Raw genomic sequence first — 22,127 nt, forward strand, 5'->3', positions numbered from 1 at the left:
CCGCTCCCGGCCAGGGCAACGAACCTAGCCGATCAATCTTGCCCTCACCTCGGCGGAAGGGATTTCACAATCGTCCTTCTTGCCGAACAGCGCGTAGCGGTTCTTTGCGATGCGGTCGTAGAGCCAGTCGCGAAGCGGGCGCGGCAACAGCAGCAGGATCCGCGCCGCTCGCCACGGCCAGCCGAGTTCGGCCATGATGGCAACGAAACTGTCCAGGCGGGTGAAAGCGGCGCCATCGACGATGACGAGATTGGTCTCGTAGCGATCCGTCCACAGCCCGTATTTCTTGAACAGCATCTCGCCGAAGCGCGACTGCGCCGTTACGAAATGGAAGCGGCCCTTGCGGTCGAGCTTCACCACCATGCGCACAAAGCCCGAGCACAACACGCAAATACCGTCGAACACGATCAACGGGCGACTCGATTCGAATTCTGGCGGCTCAGGAGAATGGTTCGGCTTGACGATCACGGGGCGCCCGGCAGCTGGTGTCAGGCGACACTAGGCCTGCCGGCGGCTGGATCAAAGCCCGGAATGCTAGAGGCTTGGCGGTGTCGCACGCCGTCTGTCGGTCAGCGCAGGGCGCTCGGCGCGATAGGTCGTCGACCGATTGTCGGCGTCGGGCCGGCAGATACGGCTGTCGTGACGGCTCTCCATGGTCATCATCAGTGCACGCTGATCCCAAGCGTGTTGCCACGGCGCGCGCAGGCGGGGCCTGGGCCGCGCATGTAATAGCGCTCGGGTCGATAGGTCGGCGCGACGAATTCGCGGATGGCGGCGGCATAGCCGGCGATTTGATTCCAGAAGCTCATTTTACTCGGTCCCTGTCCCGTTTCGGATGTCCCTTCCGAATTGCGGGGATCATAGCGTCCAGGCGTGAATAGTCGGTGAACGCGATGTTAATCTCTGGTCGAAAATGCCTTTGTTCATGGCTGGAATGCGGCTGATTCGCGGTGTTTCCATGCAGTCCGTCGGCATTTCGTCCAGTGTGACTTTTGCATCACATATGTTTCGCCTGAATGTCGCAGAAGCGCGGTTTTGTTTCAGGTTCTTACTGGACCGCGAAATTTCCGTGCACGCGGCCGGAAAACCAGGAACTCGCCCGTCAGCCGCACGTTGATTTCCCAGTGCCGGGACGAACCGGTTCCGCAGGCTGTGGTGCTCGGTTGGGCCGCAGCCAAAAATCCGAAACTGCAAGAGCAATGGAAAGGCAAAGGCCATGGGCTTCTTTTCGAAGGATATCAAAACACTCGATGACCTGTTCGTGCACACGCTGCGCGACATCTATTACGCTGAAAAACAGATCGAGAAATCGCTGCCGAAGATGATCGACAAGGCGAGTGATCCGCAGCTGAAAGCCGGCTTTGAGAAACATCTCGCCCAGACCAAGGGTCACATCCAGCGTGTCGAGCAGGTGTTCGAACTGCACGGTGTGAAGGCCAAGCAGGTCGACTGCCCGGCCATCGACGGCATTCTCGAAGAGGCCGACGACGTCAGCGGCGACATCGCCGACAAGGAGGTCCTCGACGCTGCGCTGATCGCCTCGGCCCAGGCGGTCGAGCACTATGAAATGACCCGTTACGGCACCTTGATTGCCTGGGCCAAGCAACTGGGCCGCAGCGACTGTGCCAATGTGCTGGCCAACAATCTCAAGGAGGAACAGGCGACCGACCGCAAGCTTACCGAGATGGCGGAAAGCAAGATCAACCTGCAAGCCGCCGAGTAGGGCAGCGATAGAGAATTGAGTTCAAGGCAAGGCTGGGCCGAAACCCCGGACTTGCCTTTTGCGCCGCCGGAACCGGAACGGACTTTGCCCGTTCTCGGTTGAACGTTGTCGCGCAGGGAGTTTGTCATGGCGCCGCGCCCCGCCTGGAGAGGGTATCTCAAGCTTTCGCTGGTCACTTGCGCCGTCGAACTGACCAATGTCGTCACCCAGGCCGAGAAAGTCTCGTTCCGCGTGCTCAACCGCAAGACCGGCAATACCGTCAGGCGCGTCTATGTCGATTCGGCAAGCGGCAAGCCGCTCGATGAAGGCGACGAGATCAAGGGCTATGAGGTCGGCGACGGCGACTTCGTCCAAATCGAGGAGGAGGAGATCGAAGCCGTGCAGATCGAATCCTCGCACACGATGAGCCTCGATGGGTTCATCGAAAAATCCTCGATCCAGCAGATCTATCTCGATACGCCCTATTATGTGACGCCGGCTGACGAGGTCTCGGAAGAGGCCTTCGCCGTCATCCGCGACGCCATGGCCGCCAAGAAGACGGCGGGGCTCGCCCGCATTGTGCTCTATCGCCGCGAACGTCCGGTGGTCATCGAGCCGTTGGGCAAGGGTCTGCTGCTGACGACCCTGTGCTATGGCGATACGGTTCGCAGGCCTGAGATGGTGTTCGGCGACATCAAGCCGGTGAAGACCGATGCCGAGATGATCAGGCTGGCCGAACACATCGTCGATGAGAAACAGGCGAAGTTCGACCCTTCCGAATTCGAGGACAAATACGAAAACGCCCTGATCGAGCTGGTCCGCGCCAAGAAGGCCGGCAAGAAGGCACCGAAGACCAAGGCGGAACCACGGCCCTCCAACGTCGTCAACCTCTTCGATGCACTGAAGAAGAGCCTTTCGTCGGAAGCCGGTGCGCCGGCAAAGACCGGACGCCCGGCAAAAGGCGCCAAGCCCAAAGCCGCCCGGCGCAAATCTGCTTAGGATCAGACCATGGCCAGCCTCGAGCAGTATCACGCCAAGCGCAATTTCAAGAAGACCGCCGAACCGGCCGGCAAGGTTTCGCGCGGCAAGAAAGCCGAGCCGGGTGGCATTTTCGTCATCCACAAGCATGCCGCCACCAGGCTTCACTACGACCTGCGTCTCGAGCATGGCGGTGTGCTGTGGAGCTGGGCGGTGACGCGAGGCCCGAGCCTCGACCCGCACGAAAAGCGGCTCGCCGTGCATGTCGAGGACCACCCGATCGACTATGCGCCGTTTGAAGGCACTATCCCGAAGGACCAATATGGCGGCGGCTCGGTCATTGTCTGGGACGAGGGAACTTGGGTCCCCGATGGCGACCCGGCAAAGGCGATGAAGAAAGGCCATATCAGTTTCGAACTGCATGGCCACAAATTGCATGGCGCCTGGCATCTGGTGCGGCTGAAGCCGCGTCCGGGCGAAAAGCGTGACAACTGGTTGCTGATCAAATCCGACGATGCCGCCGCGCGTCCGGGCGAGGACATTTTGCAGGAGGCGCCGCAATCGGTGAAATCCGGGCTGACCATCGAGGAGGTCGGCGAAGGCAAGACCGCCGACGGCAAGAAGCCAAGCGTCTGGCAGTCCGACAGGCCGGCCGCCAGCAAAGCGAAGGCTGTCGCGGCCAGGCGGCTCGAATTCATCGAACCGGCGCTCGCAACGCTGGAGCGAGACGCTCCGCCCGGCAAGGACTGGCTGCATGAGGTGAAGTTCGACGGCTATCGCATGCAGGCCCAGCTTGTCGGCACCGAGGTGCGGCTTTTGACACGCGCTGGCCTCGACTGGACCGACAAATTCGGGGGCGCAATTGTCGCGGCACTTGGCGGCCTGAAATGCACCGATGCGATCATCGACGGCGAAATCGTCGTGCTGGCGGATAATGGCGTGTCGTCCTTCTCGCTGCTTCAGCAAGATCTGTCGGCGGGCCGTACGGACCGTTTCATCTACTATGTCTTCGACCTGTTGCGTCTCAACGGTGAGGATATCCGTTCCGAGCCGCTGGTGGAGCGCAAGGAAAGGCTGCGCACTTTGCTCGCCGGACAGGCCGAGGATCAGGCCGTGCGCTTCAGCGACCACTTTGCCGAGCCTGGCAAGATCATGCTGGAGCACGCTTGCCGCCTGGGCCTCGAAGGCGTTGTCTCCAAGCGCGCCGATGCGCCCTACCGCAGCGGCCGTGTTCCCTCGTGGGTTAAGTCGAAATGCACGGCGCGCCAGGAATTCGTCATCGGTGGATACATGCCGTCGGACAAGACCGGGCGCGGCCTGCGCTCGCTGCTGGTCGGCTACCACGAGGGCGGCAAGCTGCGCTATGCCGGCCGCGTCGGCACCGGCTTCACGACCAAAAGCACCAACGAGCTGAAGAAGAGGCTTGATGCGCTGAAGACGACAACCTCGCCTTTCGACAGGGCGGTGCCAAGGGGCAAGGGGCTGGTCTGGGTCAAGCCCGAACTTGTCGGCGAAGTGGAGTTTCGCAGTTGGACGTCGGACCGTATAATACGCCACGCCTCGTTCCAGGGATTGCGCGAGGACAAGCCGGCGGAGGAAGTCGTGCAGGAGAAACCGAAAGCACGCTCAGCCACGGCAGAGCCGACGCCAAAGCCCGCCAAAGCCGCAGGCGCGGCGAAAACCTCGGTTACGCTGTCCCGCCCCGACAAGCTTCTGTGGCCCGAGGAGAACGTATCGAAGCAGGATCTGGTCGATCACTACGCGCTGGTCTGGCTGCGCATGAAGCAATTCGTCATCAACCGGCCGCTCAGCCTCGTGCGGGCGCCGGACGGCGTTGGCGGCCAACGGTTCTTCCAAAAACATGCCTCGGCCGGCATGCACGACAAGATCGCCGTGATGAAGGATCCCACCGACGGCGAGGAGATATTGTTCATCCGCGATTTCGACGGTGTCGTGGCCCTGGTGCAGCTCGGCGTCGTCGAGATCCACATCTGGGGCTCGACCACGGACGAGCTGGAAAAACCCGACCAGATCATCTTCGATCTCGATCCCGACGAGGGTGTCGACGTGAAGGCGGTGCGTGCCGCGGCGCTCGATATCCGCAGCCGGCTCGACGAACTGTCCCTGCCGAATTTCGTCAAGACCTCGGGCGGCAAGGGCTATCATGTCCTCGTCCCGCTGAAGCCGTCGGCGGACTGGGACGAGGTCAAAGGCTTCGCCCATGAGTTCGCCCGAGCGCTCGAACAGGCGGCACCCGACCGCTACACGGCGACGCTGTCGAAGAAGGCGCGCACGGGCAAGATTTTCGTCGATTATCTGCGCAATGGCCGCGGCGCCACCACCGTCGCCCCCTATTCGTCGCGCGCCAAAAAAGGCGCCACGGTATCGATGCCGGTGACCTGGGCGGAAATCGAGGCCGGATTGCCGCCGAACGCCTTTCCGATCGGCGACAAGACGACGCTAAAGCGGCTCGGGCAAGCCGATCCCTGGGAGGATTTTTTCAAGCAGGCCAAGCCCCTCAAGCGCGGCTAGCGCGTTGAGCGCGCCGTCAGGCGAGAAACGTCTTCTCGAAGGCCTGCTTGCCTACCGGTGAAAAGATCACAGCACGGCTGTCCTTCTCGCGCCGCGCCCATTTCTCGGCGAGGATCTTGTCGAGAATGGCGGCGCCCAGCGTGCCGGCAAGGTGCGAACGCCGCACGCTCCAGTCGAGGCAGGCGCGGCACACCGGCCGCCGCGCTTTGGTACGGATGTCAATGCCGATCGCGGCGAAATGCGAGGCGGCCGACGGCCCAAGCTGGATCTCCTCGTCGTCGCGCAGGAGCACTTGTCGAGCGACAAGACGGTCCAGCATCGCCACCGCCTGCTCGCCGGCGAGGTGGTCGTAGCAGACCCGCGCCACTCGCATGGCCGCGTCGCGAGGGCCGGGTCGCACCCTCTGCGGCCCGACCGCGGCGGCAACGCCGGTAATGGCTTCGATCATTCCTGCCACCTGCGGGCCGGCGAGGCCGTAATAGCGGTGCCGTCCCTGGCTCGCCAGCGTCAGCAGCCCGCCTTCCATCAGCTTCGACAGATGGGAGCTCGCTGTCGGAAGCGACACGCCGGCTTCGAGTGCCAGTTCGCTCGCCGTCAGTGCCGTGCCACCCATCAGTGCGGACAGCATGTTTGCCCGCGCCGGATCGCCCACCAAGCTGGCAATGCGGGCTATGTCAGGTCCTTCGCGCATAGTTCGTTCCTCATCGAAGCATCCTCGTCAGACAAGCATTAATCTCGATGCAGATCAAGGAGACGACAATGCCTGCAAGGACCATTCTCAGCGCCGCGCCTGCTCGCCGGCCGTTCCCGTTCGTTGTCTTGCGCCGCCTGCGGCTGCGGCTCCTGAAGCGGTGGTACGACCGTCATTTGCAGCGTCTCGACCTCGCCGAGATCGATGATCATCTGCTGCGTGACCTTGGCCTGACACCCGAAGACGTCCGCCGCGAATGCGCGAAATCGTTCTGGCAAGTATGACCAGTAAGGGAATTGCCTAGCATATCGATCGTCGGAACGTTTCGATCCCGCTCGAACTGTGACCGCAAGCAAACATCCACCGCCAGGAGGCGAAAATGACCATCACCTGCTTCATCCGCTACGAGATCGATCCGTTCGGCAAGGCGGCGTTCGAGGAATATGCACGCAATTGGGGGCAGGCGATCCCGCGCTGCGGCGCCGATCTGATCGGCTATTTCGCGCCGCACGAAGGCTCGGCCACCACGGCTTATGCCGCCTACAACATCGACAGTCTTGCGGCCTACGAAGCCTACCGCGCCCGGCTCGCCGCCGATCCCGCCGGCAAGGCGAATTACGAGTTCGCCCGGCGGGAAAAATTCATCCTGAAGGAGGACCGCATCTTCCTCAAGCTGGCCTCCGGGCCGCATGCTCCTTTGGTGAAGCCATGATCGCCGTCATCTTCGAGGTCGAGCCGGCGGCGGGCAAGCGCGATGCCTATCTCGGCATCGCCGCCGACCTGCGCCCACTGCTCGACGGCATCGACGGTTTCCTGTCGATCGAACGCTTCCAGAGCCTTGCCGATCCGAACCGCATCCTGTCGCTGTCCTTCTGGCGCGACGAGGACGCGGTGAAGGCCTGGCGCAACACGCAGGAACATCGGCAGGCGCAAAAGGCCGGGCGCGGCGGTATCTTTGCGGACTATCGTTTGCGTATCGCTCATGTCGTGCGCGACTACGGCCTGACCGAACGCGCCGAGGCGCCAACAGATAGCCGGGTTGTGAACGGATAGGGACCGCTATGCATTCCCGATCAGCACCCCTGCCGCAAACACCAACGCGCCACCCAGCACCACCTGGAAGGCGGCGCGCCAGAATGGCGTCTGCATATAGCGGTTCTGCACGAAGGCGATCGCCCACAGCTCGAAGAAAACCACCACGGCGGCGACAATGGTCGCCGTCCAGAAAAGCGGGATGAGATAGGGCAGTGCATGGCCGAGCCCGCCCAGCGTCGTCATGACGCCGACGGTCAGCCCGCGTTTTGCCGGCGAGCCGCGGCCCGATAATTTGCCGTCGTCGGAAGCCACCTCGGTGAAACCCATCGAGATGCCGGCGCCGATCGAGGCGGCAAGTCCGACCAGAAACGTCTGGAACGTATCATGCGTGGCAAAGGCGGCGGCAAAGATCGGCGCCAGCGTCGACACCGATCCATCCATCAGCCCAGCCAGTCCCGGTTGCACGTAGGTCAGGATGAACTGGCGCTGCTCGGCTGCCGCTTCTTCGTCCTTGACCGCGCCCGGCACATGCTTTTGCTCCAGCCGCTGCGCCAGTGTCTCGTGGCCCTGTTCTGCGATCGCCAGGTCGTCGAGCAGTTTTCGCGTCGACGCATCGCCTGTGCGTTTGGCCGCCTCGACATAGAACAGGTAGGCCTGCCGCTCCATGGCCTCGGCTTGGCTGCGCACATGATCGATGCCGAGCGGCCTCACCAGCCAGTCCGGCTTGCGCTCGTAATAGCCCTTCACATGTTCGCGCCGGATCAGCGGTATGCGCTCGCCGAAACGCTTGCGGTAAAGCTCGATCAGCGAATCGCGATGGCCGTCCTCCTCCTCCGCCATCTCCTCGAACACCTTGGCCGATTGCGGAAAGCTCTCCGCCAGCCCGTCGGCATAGGCGCGATAGATGCGCCCGTCGTCCTCCTCGGAGGAGATGGCGAGCGCCAGGATCTCCTGTTCCGAGAGCGATTCAAAGGGACGGCGGCCGATGCCGAAAACGCGGGAAAGCATGAGAAATTCACCCTAGTTTAGAATAGTTCTAAACTATGACCTCGCGCATCGCCGGTCAATCGTGTGCGCTCCGCTGATGCTCAAAAGGTACAGGTTTCAAAATCCCGAACACGTCGCCGTTGCTATCGGCAAACGTTCACTTATATAACCGAATCTCAACCAAGAGAAAGGAACCCGCAGATGCCGGAAAAACAGCAGCCGTTTGATCCCAAACCGGTTCTCGACCTGATCGCTAATATTGAGACGGATCTGCAGCGCCTGAAAGGCCTGGTCGAGCAGCAGGTCGAAAAATTCGATCCCGCCAATCCGCACAACAAGGCTCCCGACGGCAAGTTGACCGAGGAGGGCGTCGAGTGCTGCTACCGGCTGTTCGACGAGGGCAAGTCGCGCTATTCGGTCGCCCAACAGATGAAGATCTCATTCGCCGCCGCCACCCACCGCTTCAACACCTGGCGCAAGATGGGCGGTCCCAAACGGCAAAAGACGCTGTTGGGGTGAGGAGCGGCAGGCTATGCCGATCAATCGGCAACGATTTGTCGATTGAAGCGACCGAATGCATGGCGGAGGGCCGAGGAGGCGGTGGGGACGGTCACGCCCCACTCCTGCCTCCAAAGACGAATTGTAACGGTCACATTTTTTCATTGGTGCGCCGCCTCCCATTCCGTGCACATAGGCGGTCTCATCTCTTGCAGGACCTAGCCATGACCACCCCTCCCGGCATCGCCGATATTCACAGCGCAGCAGTGCGGTTGTCCGGACTGATCGTCGAAACGCCGCTGATCGAATCGCCGGAGCTGAACAGGCGCTTCGGCGCCAGGATCCTGTTCAAGCCGGAGACGTTGCAGCGCACCGGCTCGTTCAAGTTCCGCGGCGCTTACAACAAGCTCTCCTCGCTCTCGGCGGAAGAACGCGCCCGCGGCGTCGTCGCCTTCTCGTCGGGCAATCACGCGCAAGGCGTTGCCGCCGCGGCGGCGATGTTCGGCGTCAAGGCCGTCATCGCCATGCCCACCGATGCGCCGGCGATGAAAGTCGGCAATGTCAGGAAGATGGGCGCGGAAGTGATCACCTTCGACCGGGTCCGCGACGATCGCACTGCCGTCGTCCGTTCTTACGTGGAAAAGGGCATGGTCCTGGTGCCGCCCTACGACGATCCGGCCATCATCGCCGGCCAGGGCACGATCGGCCTCGAATTGATGCGCCAGGCAAGAGCGCTTGACGTCAGCCTCGATGCGGTAGTGGTTCCCTGCGGCGGCGGCGGGTTGAGCAGCGGCATTTCTATCGCGGTCAAGGACGCCTCGCCGGGCACCGCCGTCTGGGCGGTGGAACCCGAGCATTTCGACGACACACGCCGCTCGCTGATCAAAGGCGCCAGGGTGTCGAACGCGCCCGGCCACACTTCGATCTGCGATGCCCTTCTCGTCGCCGAGCCGGGCGCGATCACTTTCGAGGTCAACCGCAAGAACCTCGCCGGCGCCATCGCCGTTTCCGACAAGGCGGTGGCACAGGCGATGCGCGATGCGATGGCTTGCCTGAAGCTGGTGGTCGAACCTGGCGGTTGCGTCGGCTTGGCCGCGCTGTCGTCGGGCGAGATCGACCTTGCCGGGAAATCCATTGCCGTGGTGCTCTCCGGCGGCAATGTCGATCTCAACACCTATGCCGAGATCATTGCTGCCGGCTAAGATAGCAACCAATTCCAGGTCATGTGCCGGTTCGAGGCGCTCCAGCCTCCGTTGCGTTAGTCGAACCGGTACCCTTCAAAGACTGAGATCAATGAAACTGTTCTTCAGCCGCAATCCCAATCCTCGCCTCGCGGTCGCGGTGGCACGGTATCTCAAAGCCAAGGTCGAGTTCGAATTCGCCTCGCCCTTCGCTCCGGGGCAGGCCGAGCGCTTTCGGCCGCTCAATCCAAATCTTTCATTGCCCATCCTTGTAGGTTCGGGAAAAAGCCTCTGGGAGGCCGACGCCATAGCCTGCCGGCTTTCACGCGACACGCATTCGCATTTTTGGCGCACCGGCGACGATGAGCCCGAGATGATCCGGTGGCTGAGTTGGGGCAAAGAGAACTTCGCAAGAGCCTGCGACGTCGTGCATTTCGAACGCGGAACCAAACAGCGCTATGGGATCGGCCCGATCGATCAGGCGCGGGTTGAGGAGGGCCTGAGCGACTTCAGCACCGCCGCCGCCATACTTGATGCCGAGCTTTCCGAGCGAGACTGGCTGGTCGGAAATTCGGTTTCCTATGCCGACTTTCGAATGGCGACGTTTCTGCCCTTCAACGACGTCGCCCGATTGCCTCTTGATGATTATCCTTCTGTCGGCCGCTGGTATCGGCAGCTTGAAGAAATCGACGCCTGGCGCGATCCCTTCGAAGGGCTCAGTGCACCCGAACTGACACCGGTCCCGGGCCAGGCCAAGACCGTGTGACTCTCGATCATTTGCGCAAGCTGATTGCGTTGACCCTAATCCAGCGTCCGGCGGAACCGCACCAGCGCAATGCCGGCGAACAGCGCCACGAACACCACCAGCCAGCCGATCTCCGTTGCTACCGCCGGCAGCTCGGCGCCCTTCAGCATCACCGCGCGGATGATCCGAAGGAAATGCGTCAGCGGCAGCACCTCGCCGAAAACCTGCGCCCAGTCCGGCATGCCGCGATAGGGGAACATGAAGCCGGACAGCATGATCGACGGCAGGAAGAAGAAGAAGGTGAGCTGGAGGGCCTGCATCTGCGTGCGGGCGATCGTCGAGATCGTGTAGCCGAGCAGCACCAGCGCCAGCACGAAGATCAGGACGGCGGTCAACAGCAGCGACATCGATCCGGTGAAGGGGATGGCGAACAGGAGCTTTGAGGCCGCCAGCACCACCAGCACCTGCACGGCGCCGACCGCCAGATAGGGCAGCACCTTGCCCAGCATGATCTCGAGCGGGCTGGACGGCATCGCCAGAAGGTTCTCCATCGTGCCGCGCTCGGTCTCGCGCGTCAGCGCGATCGAGGTCATCATCACCATCGTCATCTGCAGGATGACGCCGAGCAGGCCGGGCACGATGTTGTATTGCGAGACGGCTTCCGGATTGTAGCGCCGGTGCACCACCACCTGGAGCTGGCCCCGGGCGGCTTCGGCCGCCGTCTCCTGCATGCCGCGTGCCCTGAGCAGCGCCTGGTTGGCGACGGTGCCGAGTGTCGAGATGGCGCCGCTGGCGACGGCCGGGTCGGTCGCATCCGCCTCGATCAGGATCTGCGGGCTGTCGCCACGCTCGACCCGTCGGGCGAAATCGGCGGGAATGGTGACGACGAAGGCAACGTCGCCGCGCGCCATCAGGAATTCGGCTTCGGCGGCACTTTGCGCGACATGGTCGAAGCGGTAATAGCCGGTGGTCTGCAGCGCCGAAACCATGGCTCGCGTGTAAGGATCGCTGCTCATCACCACCAGCGCTGCCGGCAGGCTCTTCGGGTCGTTGTTGATGGCATAGCCGAACAGCACCAGCTGCATCAGCGGCACGCCGAGCATCATGGCGAAGGTGATGCGGTCGCGCCGCATCTGGATGAACTCCTTGATCAGCAGCGCGCCCAGCCTGGCGAAGGAAAAGATGCTGTTTATCCCGTTTTTCATCCCATGTTGTCCTTCGAACCGGACATGAACTGGATGAACACATCCTCCAGGCTGGTCTCGCCGGGCGAGACCCTGACGCCCTTGTGGTCTTTCTCGACGTCGGCGAGCGCTGCCTGAAGCGCCGTCCTGTCGGAGCCGACGACATGCAGCGTCGCGCCGAACGGCGCCACTTGATCGACGCCGCGGCGGCCATGAAGTGCGGCAGCGACCTGATCGAGCTGCGGCCCTTGCAGGACGAAGGTGGTCAGCCCGGCGTTCCTCACCACGTCCTCGACCGTGCCGGTAGCCAGCATCTTGCCATAGGAGATGTAGCTGATGCGATGGCAGCGCTCGGCCTCGTCCATGTAATGGGTGGAGACCAGCACGGTCACCCCGCCGCTCGCCAGCCGGTGGATCTCGTCCCAGAATTCGCGCCGCGCCTTCGGGTCGACGCCAGCCGTCGGTTCGTCGAGCAGCAGCAGTTTCGGCTTGTGCATGATGCAGGCGGCCAGCGCCAGCCGCTGCTTCCAACCGCCGGACAGAGTGCCGGCCAACTGGTTCCTGCGCGATGTCAGGCCGAGCTCCTCAAGCGTCTTAGCCACATGCTCGTCGAGCGGCTTCAGCCGGTAGAGCCGCGCCACAAATTCGAGATTCTCGCCAATCGTCAGGTCTTCGTAGAACGAGAATCTCTGCGTCATGTAGCCGACTTCGCGCTTGATGCGCAGGCTGTCGGTGCGGATGTCGAAGCCCAGGACCGTGCCTTCACCCTCATCCGGCGTCAGCAAGCCGCACATGATGCGGATGGTCGTCGTCTTGCCTGAGCCGTTCGGCCCGAGGAAGCCGACGATCTCGCCCTCGGCCACCGTCATCGTCACATGGTCGACGACGGTCTTGTCGCCGAAGCGTTTGACCAGGCCGTGCACGTCGATGACGTTCATTTTCCGATGTCCGCCAGATCGACGTCGACGATCTGCCCGGGCTGCAATGCGCTGGCGTCGCCCTCCGGCCGCGCTTCGACCAGATAGACCAGCTTTTGCCGGGTCTCGAGCGAGTAGATCACCGGCGGCGTGAATTCCGGATCCGGCGAAACATAGCTGACGCGTGCCTTCACGCCCGATCCGCAACCGTCACAATGGACGTTGAGCAGCGTGCCGACGTCGACCGAGGAGAACGCGCTTTCCGGCACATAGACGCTGAGCTTCACCGCGCCGTCCGGCAGTATGGAGATGACCGGCGCGGTCGGCCCGGCCGTGTCGCCCGGATAGCGGATGACATCGTTGACCCGGCCGGGCGAGGGCGCCGTCAGCACGCGCTTCGATAGCCGCCATTGCGCTTGCTCCAGCGCCGATCGCGCCTGCCTGACCTGATTGTCGGCGGCCTTGATCGTCTCGGGCCGTGCCGGCAGGCCGCCGACGGCGAGATTGGCCTCCGCCTGGCCGACCTGCGCGTTGGCCGTCTCCAGCGTCGCGGAAGCCGTGTCGTAGTCGGCCTGTGTGCCGGTGCCGCGTTTGAACAGATCACTGGCGCGGATGTATCGGCGCTTGGCGTCGGCGGCTTGCGCCTTGGCCATGTCGACCTGCGCCTTGAGCACCGCGATCTCTTCCGGCCGCTTACCGACCTGCAGGTCGGCGAGTTGCGCCTGGGCCTGCGCGAGGGCCGCCTCGGCTTGTGCGATGGCGATCTTGGCGTCGGCGTTTTCCAGCGTCACCACCGGCGTGCCGGGCGCGACGCGGTCGCCGCGCTTGACCGCAATCGTCTCGACCTGCGCCACCTCGATCGGCGCCAGCAGCACATAATCGCCCTCGACGTAGCCGACGGCGAGCGGTGCTGCCGGCGCGCAGGCGCTGAAAAGCTGGGCGGCAAGCGGCAAAGAACAGAGCAGGCTCATGATCCACGATCCTTCCGTACAGCCAAATCGCGCCGAGCTAAAATCGCACTGAGATTGTCGGTTACTGTCGCCGCGATCCTGCCGGCCTCGTCATCGCCGATCTCGCGCCAGCCCATCCGGCGCATAACCGCCTCGCGGCCGATGCGGAAATAGACGACCTGGCCGATCAGCGTGAATACGGTGAGTTTTGTGCGCTCGCTCTCGGCCGGCTCGCCCGTCGCCTGTTCCCAGATCAGGCAGAGCCGGTGATGCGCCGGTTCGAACACGCCGTCATAGATACGGTCGAGCGCGGCGGTTGGATGCGACAGCTCACGCAGGACGAACTGTACAATCTCGCCGGCTTCCGGCCTTGCCGCGATGAAGGCGACCATCCGCTCCAGTGCAACGGCTAAATGTGCCCGCGCGGCCTCGGTGTCCGCCAATGCCGCGGCCGGCGCTTGCAGATTGCCGATCGCCTGGCCGGCAACGGTCTGGATGGTGTCGACGATGTAGTCGGCCGCAGCGTTGCGGAGCCCTTCCTTGCCGCCGAAATGATAGGCGATCGAGCCGATATTGGCCTTGGCCTCAGCCGCGATCTGGCGCGTCGACGTGCCGTCGAAACCCTGGCGTCCGAACAGCTTTAGCGCCGCGTGCACGAGTGCCGTCCGCGTCATATCTGCGGCGGTTTTGGGCGCCTCATGAGGAAGGCCGCTGGCACTGGGCGATTTGATCATGGTCGGCAATTTAATCAATCGAATGATTAAAGTCAAGTGCGGTCAAGCGACTTGCCAACTCTGGCCGTGGGCGCTTTAGTGCCTGGCCATGGGCAAGGAAATCGAGCGTAAATTTCTGGTCTCCGGTGAGGAATGGCGGGCAATGGTCGAGGCGGACATTCATATCCGTCAATTCTATCTTGTCGCCGAACCCAGCCGCACGGTGCGTATGCGCATCAGCGATGACGCCGCCGCCAAGCTGACGCTCAAGTTCGGCAGCCAGGCACGCGAGCGCGATGAATTCGAATATCCGGTGCCTTTGGCGGAGGCGCAGGAGATGCAGGCCTTTGCCATCGGACATGTCATCGAGAAGACACGCCACCATGTTAGACACCGCGGCTATCGCTACGAAGTCGATGTCTTCGGCGGGACGCTTGCGGGGTTGGTGGTCGCCGAGCTCGAGACGCCGGAGGATGTACCGGACGAAATGCTGCCAGATTGGCTCGGCCGAGAGGTCACCGGCGAGCCGAGATTTTACAACGCGTCGCTCGCCCTTGGGGGGATTCCGGAGATCGTCGCATGAGCTTTCGTATCGATCCGCGCATGTCGCTGACCGGCGAGGTCAGGCGCATCCTTACCGAGGAGATCGGCAAGGCGCTTGTCCATCTGGACGCCGCGCGTGACAGGCCCGAACAGGGGCTGCACAAATGCCGCAAACGGCTGAAGAACGTCCGCGCCTTGCTGCGCCTTGTCCGTTCCGGAGACGAAACATTCTGCGTGACCGAGAACCAGTGCTACCGCCAGGTAGCGGCCCTGCTTGCCGGCCCGCGTGAGGCGACTGCACTGGTCGAAACAATCGACCGGCTAGCGGCAAGCTTTCCCGAGCAAAGTGCCGGCGGCCTTGATGCCGTGCGTGACAGGCTCGTCGCGCGCCAGCATGAACTGCATGGCGGAGCAGGCCTCGAGGCTGCGATAGGCGCGGCGATCGCCGCTTGCGAGGAAGGTGTCGTCCGGATCGACAAGCTCGCTCTGCCCGACCAGCCGGAGCAGGCTGCCGACGTGCTCGCCGAAGGCGCGCGCACCACTTTGCGCCGCGCCAGGAAAGCGCTGGACAAGGCGGCTTCGCGCGGCGAAGCCGATGACTTTCACGATCTGCGCAAGGCGGCCAAGACGCATGCCATGCACCTGTCACTGCTCGGCAGGCTGTGGCCGACGTCGATCAAGACGCGACGCAAGGCCGTCGACGAATTAGGCGAGCGCCTTGGCGAACTGCACGATGTGTTCGTTATGCGCGCGCTTCTCGATGCCGAGGACCAGCCGCTTGGCCCCCCTGAGGACACGCGGTTGCTTGCCAAGCTGCTGAAACGCTCGGAAAAGAGCCTGAAAAAGACCTGCCTCGCCGAGGCGGCCGAGCTTTTCGGCGACAGCCCGAAGCGCTCGACGAGGAAGCTCGCCCGTAAAGCGCGCGAAGATCTCACAGCGGTACCGCAGCACGAAGACGCCGGCGCGCCTGGCGTGGGCTGATCATGGTCTAATTTGCCGCCCTGTGGTAATCGCCGTCTGGCATGACCGAGCCCGGCGACACGCTTCTGGACCGACTTGGCCGCTGGCTTGCCGGCCGGCTGCAGGAGGAATCGTCCGGCTACGAGCCCTACACGCCGTCGGACGCCGAAACGCTGCGCCGCACGCTCGAACCCGGCGACATCCTGCTCATCGAGGGCAACCAGAAGATCTCGGCGGCAATCAAATACCTCACCCAGTCGACCTGGTCGCATGCCGCCTTCTATGTCGGCGATGCATTGCCGGAGCCGGAAGACGGATCGGAGCGGCGGCGCCTGATCGAGGTCACGCTCGGCGATGGCTGCATCGCTGTGCCGCTGTCGCGCTACCGCAGCTACAATACCCGCATCTGCCGTGCGAGCGGCCTGGCTCCGGACGATCGCGAAGCGGTCGTCGCCTTCATGATCGGCAGGCTCGGTCTCAGATACGATCTCAAGAACATATTCGACATGCTGCGCTACTTCTTGCCGACGCCGCCGGTGCCGGTGCGTTGGCGCCGCCGCATGCTGGCTTTCGGTTCCGGCGATCCGACGCGCGCCATCTGCTCGTCGCTGATCGCGGAGGCTTATGGCCAGATCCGCTACCCGATCTTACCCGAGATTACCCGGGCGCCCGGCCGTGCTTCGGCCCAGTCGAGCTATTCGCGCAAGGAAATCCTGCACATCCGCCACCACTCGCTCTACACGCCGCGCGACTTCGACCTGTCGCCCTATTTCCGCATCGTCAAGCCGACGCTGGAATACGGCTTCGACTACCGGCAGATGGTCTGGGATGACAAGGTGGCGGCGAACAAGACCGCCGAATAGCCGCTCGATCTTGTGTTTGGGCATGGGACGCTCTGACAACCGGTTTGCGGCCGATACTCAGGAGTAAGAAGCTCAGTCAGACTGGCTGCCGCCAACAGCCCGGTCGTTCTGCATCTTGACCTAGGCCGGCAGACGCCGTCCGTTTGCGGCGGCCGTAACTCGATCGTCCGTCCGCGCGCCTGCGTCGCGCGGATGCGGCCCGATTGGCATGATCACCGGGAACGGCGTTGCGCCGAACGCAAACGTCCATTTGTAGCCGACCAGCCCGTCTTCGGGCGTCGTGTGCTGGTCGTGATGAGCAAGCAATTTGGCGCGCTCCGCCAATTCCTCCGCCTCGCGCCTGACCATCTCCGCCGTTTCCGGCCGCATCCGCCTGGAGAAGCTGACGAACGTCGACTCGCGCTCAAGATGGGTGATGGCCCAGCCGATAAAATTCTTGTTGGTCATCTCGAACAGCGGCCGCAATGGCCCGTCGAAATTCCACTGGATCGGCGCCTCGACCAGCAGCCTTGCCGACAGGCCGCGACCGAGCGCGACCAGGCCGAGTTCCTCGAGGTCGCGCAGATAGAGGAACATCGAAGCCTCGCTCAGTCCTTGTGAGCGCATGATACCTTCGGGCGTGAATTTCTCGGAAAGCATGACGAAGACGAACAGCAGTGCCGGCCGCCCGGCGAGCTTGCGCTCGATCTCCGGCGCGATCTGGTTGGCAGGTCCCGGTCCTCTGTTCATTGAGCCGAGCAGGTTCTCCAACTCCACGCCGGCGGCAGTGCAGATCTCCATCAGCCGGTCGAGCTTGCAGTTGCGCTCATGAAAGATGCGTTTCACCGTAGGCTCGGAAACGCCCATCCGCTCGGCAAGGACGCGATAGGTCACGCCCTTGGCCTTAAGCGTCCGCTTGAGCGCTTCGAAGATCAGGCCGTTCATGGGATGCACCTCTGTTGCGCGATTTGGTATCAGCCTTCGGTACTAGTCCTGATACATCTTCCCGAAAAGTATCGAAAGGCCTAGCTCTCCGCCAGTCCATTACAGGAGACTAGCCATGAAGAGCCTCTTCACACCGATACTTCTCGCTATCGTCGGCATCGCGGCTGCGCCGGCAGTTCAGGCCGCTGAACTCTGGCGCGCCGGCGGCCTCGAGCAACCGGAATCGGCCCTGTTCGATGCCGCCGGCCAACGCATCATCATCTCGAATATCGTTGGCAATCCCGGCGACGCCGACGGCAATGGATATCTGTCGGTCCTGTCGATGGACGGCAAGATGGTTACGAAACATTGGACCGACGGCATGGACGCGCCCAAGGGCATGGCGATTGCCGACGGCAAACTCTACGTCGCCGATATCACCCATGTGCGCGTCGTCGATCTCGCAAGCGGCAAGCTAACATCGACGATCGACGTGCCGAACGCCGTCTTCCTCAACGACATGACCGCCGACGCGTCCGGCAAGGTCTACGTCACGGACATGCTTGCCGACACGATCTATCGTATCGACGGCGACCGGCCGGAACTGTTCGTCAGGGATGCGGCGCTTGCTTCGCCGAATGGCATCTTCGCCGATGGCGGCCGGCTGATCGTCGCTTCGTGGGGCAAGGGCATCAAGCCCGACTTCAGCACCGCGGAGCCGGGCGGCCTGCTCTCGGTTGATCTCGCCACCAAGGCAATTGCGCCACTGCCCGGCGCGGAAAAATTCGCCAACCTCGATGGCGTCGTTGTCATCGGCGGCAGCGTCTACGCCACCGCGTATATGACCGGCACGCTCTACCGCTACAAAGCCGGCGGCACGCCGCAGGTGGTTGCGACGTTCAAGCCGGGCAGCGCCGACATCGGCACCGACGGCAGGTCGACCCTCTTCGTGCCGCTGATGAATGAGGGCGAAGTCGCAGCGTTGGGCCTCGACTAAGCCAGCCATCGGCTCAGGCGGCGGGCGCGGCTTTCTTCAACTGCGCCCGCGCATCCGTGATCGAGGCGGCATAAGTCACCAGCGGCCGCTTGACGCCGTGGTTGATCAGCATGCGGCGTGTCTGCGGTGAAGCGCCTGATTATTATGATGGTTCAAGAATCATCTTGCATACTTGAAACATGCAGCACTCTTTGCCAGCCGATGCGCTGTCATGCTACAAACCTCGGCATCGTTTGGCGGAACATCCATTGCGGCACCGATTTCACAGGCACGACTTCAAAAAGGATAAGCAGGTGAAGATATTCAAAGCGATGGCGACCTCGACAGCCTTGCTGTCGATGGTTTGCCTGTTGGCAGGCTGCGGCCATGGCCTGATCAACAGGCTGATTTGACCGCAAAAGCACTGACATGAGTCAGGTGCCGTCGGCCCGCCCAAGCCATCGCTGCAGGAACCGTGCCGCAAGCCAGCATAGCATCGCCCAGGCAAAGCCGGCGCACCAGCCGGCCAATACGTCGGACGGCCAGTGGACGCCGAGATAGATGCGGCTGATGCCGACCACCACCGTCGTCAGCACCGCCAGCCCGAGCACATAGATCTTCGTTGTCCGCCCGGGCAAAAACCGCGCCGCCATGCTGCCCAGCGTCAAATATGTCACCGCCGACAGCATGGCGTGGCCGCTCGGGAACGAAAGCGATGCCACATCGGCGAGATGCGAGACCAGGTCGGGGCGCGGCCGGTCGATATCGAATTTCAGCACGCTCGACAGGAGCTGGCCGCCCGCTACCGCGACGAACATGAGAAGCGCCGCGCCTGGCCTGCGGATAAGGAGCAGATAGACGATCATTGCTGCCGTAATCAGCACCAGCACGCTGGCGCTGCCGAGGCTGGTGATGTCGCGCATCGCTCCTTCCAGCCACGCTGGTCCGATCGGATTGTCGGGCTGGCCGGCCTTGCGGAAGGCAAGCAGGATTTCGGTATCGAAGGCATGCGGCGTGGTGGCCCGCGCCATCTCCATCAGCTCCTCGAACCCCCACAGCCCGCCGGCAATGACCAGCCCGGCCAGCAGAACCGGGAACTCCAGCCAGTTGCGCAGTCTGCTTGCAACCTTCTTCATCGGCCCGATCGCAGTTACAGCCTCTGCAGATAGGGCCCGAGCGTGATCAGCGCCACCGCTGCGATGGCAAGCACGATGCCGGTTGCCTGTAACGCATTGACGCGCTCGCCGAAGAAGACCAGCGCCACCACATTCACCGACACCAGCTGGATCACCGCCGACAGGCTGAACGACACCGACATGCCGAATTCACGGATCAGCCTCAGCATGATCAGATTGCCGAGCGAATAGAGCGCCAACGTCAGCACGATCTTGCCGAGGCTCGGCGCCAGCCCCCACTGTTTTGCAGCCATCGCCGCCAGCAGGAAGATCACCGTCGAAACGCAGAGCTGCCCAAGTCCCCAGAAACTCACTCTTTGTTCCTCCCGATGCGGTCCCTACGCGCCTGCCGCAGCTCTTGTTTCCGAAGCGCCGGTCGCGGTCAAGCGGGGCTGATGCTGGATACGAAATCGCAGGTGGCAATTAGCCGGCATGTCATCAAACTGTGACCTGCCGGCGATACCGGACTGGCCAGGCAACACGCTCCAGCAATCTATCCAGCCAGAGGCAGGCCCCCCATGACTGAACAGCGCTCGACCGAACATCGCATCCCTGACGCTCATTTCCGCACCAGCCTGCTCGAGGAAAACGATGGGCCAGGAGCCAATCCCACCGACAACCGCACGATGGGTGAGATCATCGCCGCGCGGTTCTCGCGCCGCGGCTTCCTCAAGGGCTCGCTTGCCGTCTCGGCCATAGCCGCTACCGTCAGGCCGCTGGCGCTGATCACCGTCGACAACGCCCGCGCCGCCGAAGGCTCCGCCTTCGCTTTCGACGAGCTCGAGGCCGGCATCGACGACAAGCATCACGTCGCACCCGGCTATGACGCCGACGTGCTGCTGCGCTGGGGCGACCCGCTGTTCGCCGATTCGCCCGAATTCGATCCGACAAAACAGTCGGCAGAAGCCCAGGCCAGACAATTCGGCTACAACAACGACTATGTCGGTTATATCCCGATCGACGGCTCGGCCGAGCACGGCCTGCTGGTCGTCAACCACGAATACACCAATCCGCACCTGATGTTTCCGGGCCTCGTCACCATCGTCGATGGCAAGGCCAAGCAGGCGCCCCTCAGCAAGGAACAAGTCGACGTCGAGATGACCGCGCATGGCGGCACCATCGTCGAGATCCGCAAGGTATCAGGCAAATGGCAGGTCTTTCGCAACGGCAAGCTGAACCGCCGCATCACCTCCAATACCGAGATTGCGCTCTCCGGCCCCGTCGCCGGCCACGACCGCGTCAAGACCAGCGCCGATCCGACCGGCACGAAGGTCATCGGCACCGTCAACAATTGTGCCGGCGGCGTCACGCCATGGGGCACCTATGTCATGGCCGAGGAGAACATCCACGGCTATTTCTCGGGCGAGCTGCCGCAGGGCCATAAGGAAGCCGCCAATTACAAGCGCCTCGGCATTCCCGAAGGTGCCTATGAATGGGCTGCGCATTACGACCGTTTCGACATCGGCAAGGAGCCGAACGAGCCGAACCGCTTCGGCTGGATCGTCGAGGTCGACGTCCAGGATCCGACTTCGGCGCCGAGGAAGCGCACCGCGATGGGGCGCTTCAAACATGAGGGCGCCGAATCGATCGTCGCCAAGGACGGCCGTGTCGTCTTCTATCTCGGCGACGACGAGCGCTTCGACTATGTCTATAAGTTCGTCACCACAGGCAAGTTCAACCCGGACGATCGCGCCGCCAACATGGATTTGCTCGACGACGGCACCTTGCATGTCGCCAAGTTTGCCGACGACGGTTCGGTCGAATGGCTGCCGATCGTCTTCGGCCAAGGGCCGCTGACGGCGGAGAACGGCTTTGCCAGTCAGGCCGACGTGCTGATCGAAACGCGCCGCGCCGCCGACCTGCTCGGCGCCACCAAGATGGACCGCCCGGAAGACATCCAGCCCAATGCCACCAACGGCAAGGTCTATGTCATGCTGACCAACAATTCGAAGCGCAAGGCCGATCAGGTCGACGCCGTCAACCCGCGTGCCGAAAATGCCTTTGGCCACATCATCGAGATCGTCGAGGACGGCGGTGATTTCACCGCGACAAAGGGCAGGTGGGAAATCCTGCTGAAATGCGGTGACCCCTCGGTTGCCGCTGTCGGCGCCACCTTCTCGACCGCAACCACCGCCAATGGCTGGTTCGGCATGCCGGACAATTGCGCGGTCGATTCGGCCGGCCGCCTCTGGGTCGCTACCGACGGCCAAGGCCCGAAAGCCACCGGCCGCACCGATGGTCTGTGGGCTGTCGATACGGAAGGGCCGGCGCGGGCGACATCAAAGCTGTTCTTCCGCGTGCCGATCGGCGCCGAAATGTGCGGTCCCTTGTTTGCGCCGGACGACCAGACCGCCTTCGTTGCCGTCCAGCATCCGGGCGACGGCGGCGAGGACTGGGAGGCTTTCGGCCGTCCGTCCTATTATGAGGATTTGTCGACCCGCTGGCCCGACTTCAAGCCGGACATGCCGGTGCGTCCGTCGATCGTTGCCATTACCAGGCAAGACGGCGGCAAGATCGCGGTCTGACACGCAGCAAGGTCTTGCAGTCTCAAGGAAGGATTTCGGCGATACGAAATCCTTCCTTTCCTGATACGG

26 protein-coding genes are annotated in these 22,127 nt (G+C 62.9%); 14 read left to right on the forward strand and 12 right to left on the reverse strand.

Annotated elements, in window-relative coordinates:
* Nucleotides 1-24: 24 nt before the first annotated feature.
* The 3 genes from AC0L2Y_RS04070 to AC0L2Y_RS04080 all read right to left on the reverse strand — a co-directional run bounded on the left by AC0L2Y_RS04070 (nucleotide 25) and on the right by AC0L2Y_RS04080 (nucleotide 809).
* Complete coding sequence (locus AC0L2Y_RS04070; protein ID WP_473554195.1) at nucleotides 25-405, reverse strand: thiol-disulfide oxidoreductase DCC family protein; 381 nt, start codon at nucleotides 403-405, stop codon at nucleotides 25-27.
* Nucleotides 406-534: 129 nt separating this feature from the next.
* Complete coding sequence (locus AC0L2Y_RS04075; protein ID WP_473553995.1) at nucleotides 535-663, reverse strand: hypothetical protein; 129 nt, start codon at nucleotides 661-663, stop codon at nucleotides 535-537.
* Nucleotides 663-809: a hypothetical protein gene (locus AC0L2Y_RS04080; RefSeq protein ID WP_023718851.1), complete on the reverse strand. Its 147-nt coding sequence runs from the start codon at nucleotides 807-809 to the stop codon at nucleotides 663-665. The genes AC0L2Y_RS04075 and AC0L2Y_RS04080 overlap by 1 nt, the downstream gene beginning before the upstream one ends.
* A gap of 407 nt (nucleotides 810-1,216) precedes the next feature.
* Here AC0L2Y_RS04080 and AC0L2Y_RS04085 point away from each other — a divergent pair, with 407 nt between their 5' ends.
* The 3 genes from AC0L2Y_RS04085 (at nucleotide 1,217) to ligD (ending at nucleotide 5,212) form a co-directional block, all read left to right on the forward strand.
* A complete protein-coding gene (locus AC0L2Y_RS04085; RefSeq protein WP_352469066.1) occupies nucleotides 1,217-1,723 on the forward strand; it encodes a YciE/YciF ferroxidase family protein in 507 nt (168 codons plus the stop codon).
* A gap of 126 nt (nucleotides 1,724-1,849) precedes the next feature.
* Nucleotides 1,850-2,701, forward strand: a complete 852-nt coding sequence (ku, locus tag AC0L2Y_RS04090) for a non-homologous end joining protein Ku (RefSeq protein ID WP_473553996.1) — start codon at nucleotides 1,850-1,852, stop codon at nucleotides 2,699-2,701.
* 9 nt (nucleotides 2,702-2,710) lie between these two features.
* Complete coding sequence (gene ligD, locus AC0L2Y_RS04095; protein ID WP_473553998.1) at nucleotides 2,711-5,212, forward strand: DNA ligase D; 2,502 nt, start codon at nucleotides 2,711-2,713, stop codon at nucleotides 5,210-5,212.
* 16 nt (nucleotides 5,213-5,228) lie between these two features.
* Here ligD and AC0L2Y_RS04100 read toward each other — a convergent pair whose 3' ends face one another.
* Nucleotides 5,229-5,903 (reverse strand): ArsR/SmtB family transcription factor, encoded by a 675-nt coding sequence (locus tag AC0L2Y_RS04100; RefSeq protein WP_473553999.1) that lies wholly within the window; start codon nucleotides 5,901-5,903, stop codon nucleotides 5,229-5,231.
* A gap of 68 nt (nucleotides 5,904-5,971) precedes the next feature.
* Between AC0L2Y_RS04100 and AC0L2Y_RS04105 the strand changes: the two genes are divergently transcribed.
* The 3 genes from AC0L2Y_RS04105 to AC0L2Y_RS04115 all read left to right on the forward strand — a co-directional run bounded on the left by AC0L2Y_RS04105 (nucleotide 5,972) and on the right by AC0L2Y_RS04115 (nucleotide 6,956).
* A complete protein-coding gene (locus AC0L2Y_RS04105; protein ID WP_473554001.1) occupies nucleotides 5,972-6,187 on the forward strand; it encodes a DUF1127 domain-containing protein in 216 nt (71 codons plus the stop codon).
* A 95-nt stretch (nucleotides 6,188-6,282) separates the two neighbouring features.
* On the forward strand, nucleotides 6,283-6,615 hold the full coding sequence (locus tag AC0L2Y_RS04110) for an NIPSNAP family protein (RefSeq protein WP_023679000.1): 333 nt from the start codon (nucleotides 6,283-6,285) through the stop codon (nucleotides 6,613-6,615).
* Nucleotides 6,612-6,956: an antibiotic biosynthesis monooxygenase family protein gene (locus AC0L2Y_RS04115; protein ID WP_473554003.1), complete on the forward strand. Its 345-nt coding sequence runs from the start codon at nucleotides 6,612-6,614 to the stop codon at nucleotides 6,954-6,956. Before AC0L2Y_RS04110 ends, AC0L2Y_RS04115 begins: the two co-directional genes overlap by 4 nt.
* Before the next feature lie 6 nt (nucleotides 6,957-6,962).
* On the opposite strand, the gene mbfA is transcribed toward AC0L2Y_RS04115, so the two are convergent.
* Nucleotides 6,963-7,946: an iron exporter MbfA gene (gene mbfA, locus AC0L2Y_RS04120; RefSeq protein WP_473554005.1), complete on the reverse strand. Its 984-nt coding sequence runs from the start codon at nucleotides 7,944-7,946 to the stop codon at nucleotides 6,963-6,965.
* A 180-nt stretch (nucleotides 7,947-8,126) separates the two neighbouring features.
* On the opposite strand from mbfA, the gene AC0L2Y_RS04125 reads away from it, so the two are divergent.
* The 3 genes from AC0L2Y_RS04125 (at nucleotide 8,127) to AC0L2Y_RS04135 (ending at nucleotide 10,370) form a co-directional block, all read left to right on the forward strand.
* Entirely contained in the window at nucleotides 8,127-8,444 is a 318-nt protein-coding gene (locus tag AC0L2Y_RS04125; RefSeq protein ID WP_352491267.1) for a hypothetical protein, read from the forward strand.
* 203 nt (nucleotides 8,445-8,647) lie between these two features.
* Nucleotides 8,648-9,625, forward strand: a complete 978-nt coding sequence (locus AC0L2Y_RS04130) for a threonine/serine dehydratase (RefSeq protein ID WP_473554006.1) — start codon at nucleotides 8,648-8,650, stop codon at nucleotides 9,623-9,625.
* Between the two features lie 91 nt (nucleotides 9,626-9,716).
* On the forward strand, nucleotides 9,717-10,370 hold the full coding sequence (locus AC0L2Y_RS04135; RefSeq protein WP_473554008.1) for a glutathione S-transferase family protein: 654 nt from the start codon (nucleotides 9,717-9,719) through the stop codon (nucleotides 10,368-10,370).
* Nucleotides 10,371-10,405: 35 nt separating this feature from the next.
* Here AC0L2Y_RS04135 and AC0L2Y_RS04140 read toward each other — a convergent pair whose 3' ends face one another.
* The 4 genes from AC0L2Y_RS04140 to AC0L2Y_RS04155 are packed head-to-tail and all read right to left on the reverse strand — an operon-like array spanning nucleotide 10,406 to nucleotide 14,134.
* Nucleotides 10,406-11,542, reverse strand: coding sequence for an ABC transporter permease (locus AC0L2Y_RS04140; protein WP_352665315.1), 1,137 nt, complete (start codon nucleotides 11,540-11,542; stop codon nucleotides 10,406-10,408).
* 8 nt (nucleotides 11,543-11,550) lie between these two features.
* Nucleotides 11,551-12,471: an ABC transporter ATP-binding protein gene (locus tag AC0L2Y_RS04145; protein ID WP_473554009.1), complete on the reverse strand. Its 921-nt coding sequence runs from the start codon at nucleotides 12,469-12,471 to the stop codon at nucleotides 11,551-11,553.
* Nucleotides 12,468-13,421, reverse strand: coding sequence for an HlyD family secretion protein (locus AC0L2Y_RS04150; protein ID WP_473554011.1), 954 nt, complete (start codon nucleotides 13,419-13,421; stop codon nucleotides 12,468-12,470). The genes AC0L2Y_RS04145 and AC0L2Y_RS04150 overlap by 4 nt, the downstream gene beginning before the upstream one ends.
* Complete coding sequence (locus tag AC0L2Y_RS04155; protein ID WP_473554198.1) at nucleotides 13,418-14,134, reverse strand: CerR family C-terminal domain-containing protein; 717 nt, start codon at nucleotides 14,132-14,134, stop codon at nucleotides 13,418-13,420. Before AC0L2Y_RS04155 ends, AC0L2Y_RS04150 begins: the two co-directional genes overlap by 4 nt.
* A gap of 88 nt (nucleotides 14,135-14,222) precedes the next feature.
* On the opposite strand from AC0L2Y_RS04155, the gene AC0L2Y_RS04160 reads away from it, so the two are divergent.
* Genes AC0L2Y_RS04160 through AC0L2Y_RS04170 form a run of 3 tightly spaced genes read left to right on the forward strand, consistent with a single transcriptional unit; the run spans nucleotide 14,223 to nucleotide 16,479 of the window.
* Entirely contained in the window at nucleotides 14,223-14,696 is a 474-nt protein-coding gene (locus AC0L2Y_RS04160) for a CYTH domain-containing protein (RefSeq protein WP_473554012.1), read from the forward strand.
* On the forward strand, nucleotides 14,693-15,637 hold the full coding sequence (locus AC0L2Y_RS04165; protein ID WP_473554014.1) for a CHAD domain-containing protein: 945 nt from the start codon (nucleotides 14,693-14,695) through the stop codon (nucleotides 15,635-15,637). The genes AC0L2Y_RS04160 and AC0L2Y_RS04165 overlap by 4 nt, the downstream gene beginning before the upstream one ends.
* A 41-nt stretch (nucleotides 15,638-15,678) precedes the next feature.
* Nucleotides 15,679-16,479, forward strand: coding sequence for a C40 family peptidase (locus tag AC0L2Y_RS04170; RefSeq protein ID WP_352868451.1), 801 nt, complete (start codon nucleotides 15,679-15,681; stop codon nucleotides 16,477-16,479).
* Nucleotides 16,480-16,599: 120 nt separating this feature from the next.
* Here AC0L2Y_RS04170 and AC0L2Y_RS04175 read toward each other — a convergent pair whose 3' ends face one another.
* The gene (locus AC0L2Y_RS04175; RefSeq protein ID WP_473554016.1) at nucleotides 16,600-17,403 is read right to left on the reverse strand and encodes a helix-turn-helix domain-containing protein; all 804 of its coding nucleotides are present in this window, start codon (nucleotides 17,401-17,403) and stop codon (nucleotides 16,600-16,602) included.
* A gap of 115 nt (nucleotides 17,404-17,518) precedes the next feature.
* On the opposite strand from AC0L2Y_RS04175, the gene AC0L2Y_RS04180 reads away from it, so the two are divergent.
* Complete coding sequence (locus AC0L2Y_RS04180; RefSeq protein WP_473554018.1) at nucleotides 17,519-18,379, forward strand: SMP-30/gluconolactonase/LRE family protein; 861 nt, start codon at nucleotides 17,519-17,521, stop codon at nucleotides 18,377-18,379.
* Nucleotides 18,380-18,792: 413 nt separating this feature from the next.
* On the opposite strand, the gene AC0L2Y_RS04185 is transcribed toward AC0L2Y_RS04180, so the two are convergent.
* Nucleotides 18,793-19,494 carry a phosphatase PAP2 family protein gene (locus tag AC0L2Y_RS04185; RefSeq protein ID WP_352868458.1) on the reverse strand — a complete coding sequence of 234 codons (702 nt, stop codon included), beginning with the start codon at nucleotides 19,492-19,494 and terminating at the stop codon, nucleotides 18,793-18,795.
* A gap of 14 nt (nucleotides 19,495-19,508) precedes the next feature.
* Nucleotides 19,509-19,847 (reverse strand): hypothetical protein, encoded by a 339-nt coding sequence (locus AC0L2Y_RS04190; RefSeq protein WP_023679017.1) that lies wholly within the window; start codon nucleotides 19,845-19,847, stop codon nucleotides 19,509-19,511.
* 204 nt (nucleotides 19,848-20,051) lie between these two features.
* Here AC0L2Y_RS04190 and AC0L2Y_RS04195 point away from each other — a divergent pair, with 204 nt between their 5' ends.
* Entirely contained in the window at nucleotides 20,052-22,058 is a 2,007-nt protein-coding gene (locus AC0L2Y_RS04195; RefSeq protein WP_473554020.1) for a PhoX family protein, read from the forward strand.
* Nucleotides 22,059-22,127: the final 69 nt, after the last annotated feature.

Source organism: Mesorhizobium sp. WSM4830, from assembly GCF_055811495.1.

Coding starts and splice junctions, on each gene's coding strand:
- AC0L2Y_RS04075 (WP_473553995.1), bottom strand. CDS start 663: ATGATGACCATGGAGAGCCGTCACGACAGCCGTATCTGCCGGCCCGAC.
- AC0L2Y_RS04080 (WP_023718851.1), bottom strand. CDS start 809: ATGAGCTTCTGGAATCAAATCGCCGGCTATGCCGCCGCCATCCGCGAA.
- AC0L2Y_RS04085 (WP_352469066.1), top strand. CDS start 1,217: ATGGGCTTCTTTTCGAAGGATATCAAAACACTCGATGACCTGTTCGTG.
- ku (WP_473553996.1), top strand. CDS start 1,850: ATGGCGCCGCGCCCCGCCTGGAGAGGGTATCTCAAGCTTTCGCTGGTC.
- ligD (WP_473553998.1), top strand. CDS start 2,711: ATGGCCAGCCTCGAGCAGTATCACGCCAAGCGCAATTTCAAGAAGACC.
- AC0L2Y_RS04100 (WP_473553999.1), bottom strand. CDS start 5,903: ATGCGCGAAGGACCTGACATAGCCCGCATTGCCAGCTTGGTGGGCGAT.
- AC0L2Y_RS04105 (WP_473554001.1), top strand. CDS start 5,972: ATGCCTGCAAGGACCATTCTCAGCGCCGCGCCTGCTCGCCGGCCGTTC.
- AC0L2Y_RS04110 (WP_023679000.1), top strand. CDS start 6,283: ATGACCATCACCTGCTTCATCCGCTACGAGATCGATCCGTTCGGCAAG.
- AC0L2Y_RS04115 (WP_473554003.1), top strand. CDS start 6,612: ATGATCGCCGTCATCTTCGAGGTCGAGCCGGCGGCGGGCAAGCGCGAT.
- mbfA (WP_473554005.1), bottom strand. CDS start 7,946: ATGCTTTCCCGCGTTTTCGGCATCGGCCGCCGTCCCTTTGAATCGCTC.
- AC0L2Y_RS04125 (WP_352491267.1), top strand. CDS start 8,127: ATGCCGGAAAAACAGCAGCCGTTTGATCCCAAACCGGTTCTCGACCTG.
- AC0L2Y_RS04130 (WP_473554006.1), top strand. CDS start 8,648: ATGACCACCCCTCCCGGCATCGCCGATATTCACAGCGCAGCAGTGCGG.
- AC0L2Y_RS04135 (WP_473554008.1), top strand. CDS start 9,717: ATGAAACTGTTCTTCAGCCGCAATCCCAATCCTCGCCTCGCGGTCGCG.
- AC0L2Y_RS04145 (WP_473554009.1), bottom strand. CDS start 12,471: ATGAACGTCATCGACGTGCACGGCCTGGTCAAACGCTTCGGCGACAAG.
- AC0L2Y_RS04150 (WP_473554011.1), bottom strand. CDS start 13,421: ATGAGCCTGCTCTGTTCTTTGCCGCTTGCCGCCCAGCTTTTCAGCGCC.
- AC0L2Y_RS04155 (WP_473554198.1), bottom strand. CDS start 14,134: ATGATCAAATCGCCCAGTGCCAGCGGCCTTCCTCATGAGGCGCCCAAA.
- AC0L2Y_RS04160 (WP_473554012.1), top strand. CDS start 14,223: ATGGGCAAGGAAATCGAGCGTAAATTTCTGGTCTCCGGTGAGGAATGG.
- AC0L2Y_RS04165 (WP_473554014.1), top strand. CDS start 14,693: ATGAGCTTTCGTATCGATCCGCGCATGTCGCTGACCGGCGAGGTCAGG.
- AC0L2Y_RS04170 (WP_352868451.1), top strand. CDS start 15,679: ATGACCGAGCCCGGCGACACGCTTCTGGACCGACTTGGCCGCTGGCTT.
- AC0L2Y_RS04175 (WP_473554016.1), bottom strand. CDS start 17,403: ATGAACGGCCTGATCTTCGAAGCGCTCAAGCGGACGCTTAAGGCCAAG.
- AC0L2Y_RS04180 (WP_473554018.1), top strand. CDS start 17,519: ATGAAGAGCCTCTTCACACCGATACTTCTCGCTATCGTCGGCATCGCG.
- AC0L2Y_RS04185 (WP_352868458.1), bottom strand. CDS start 19,494: ATGAAGAAGGTTGCAAGCAGACTGCGCAACTGGCTGGAGTTCCCGGTT.
- AC0L2Y_RS04195 (WP_473554020.1), top strand. CDS start 20,052: ATGACTGAACAGCGCTCGACCGAACATCGCATCCCTGACGCTCATTTC.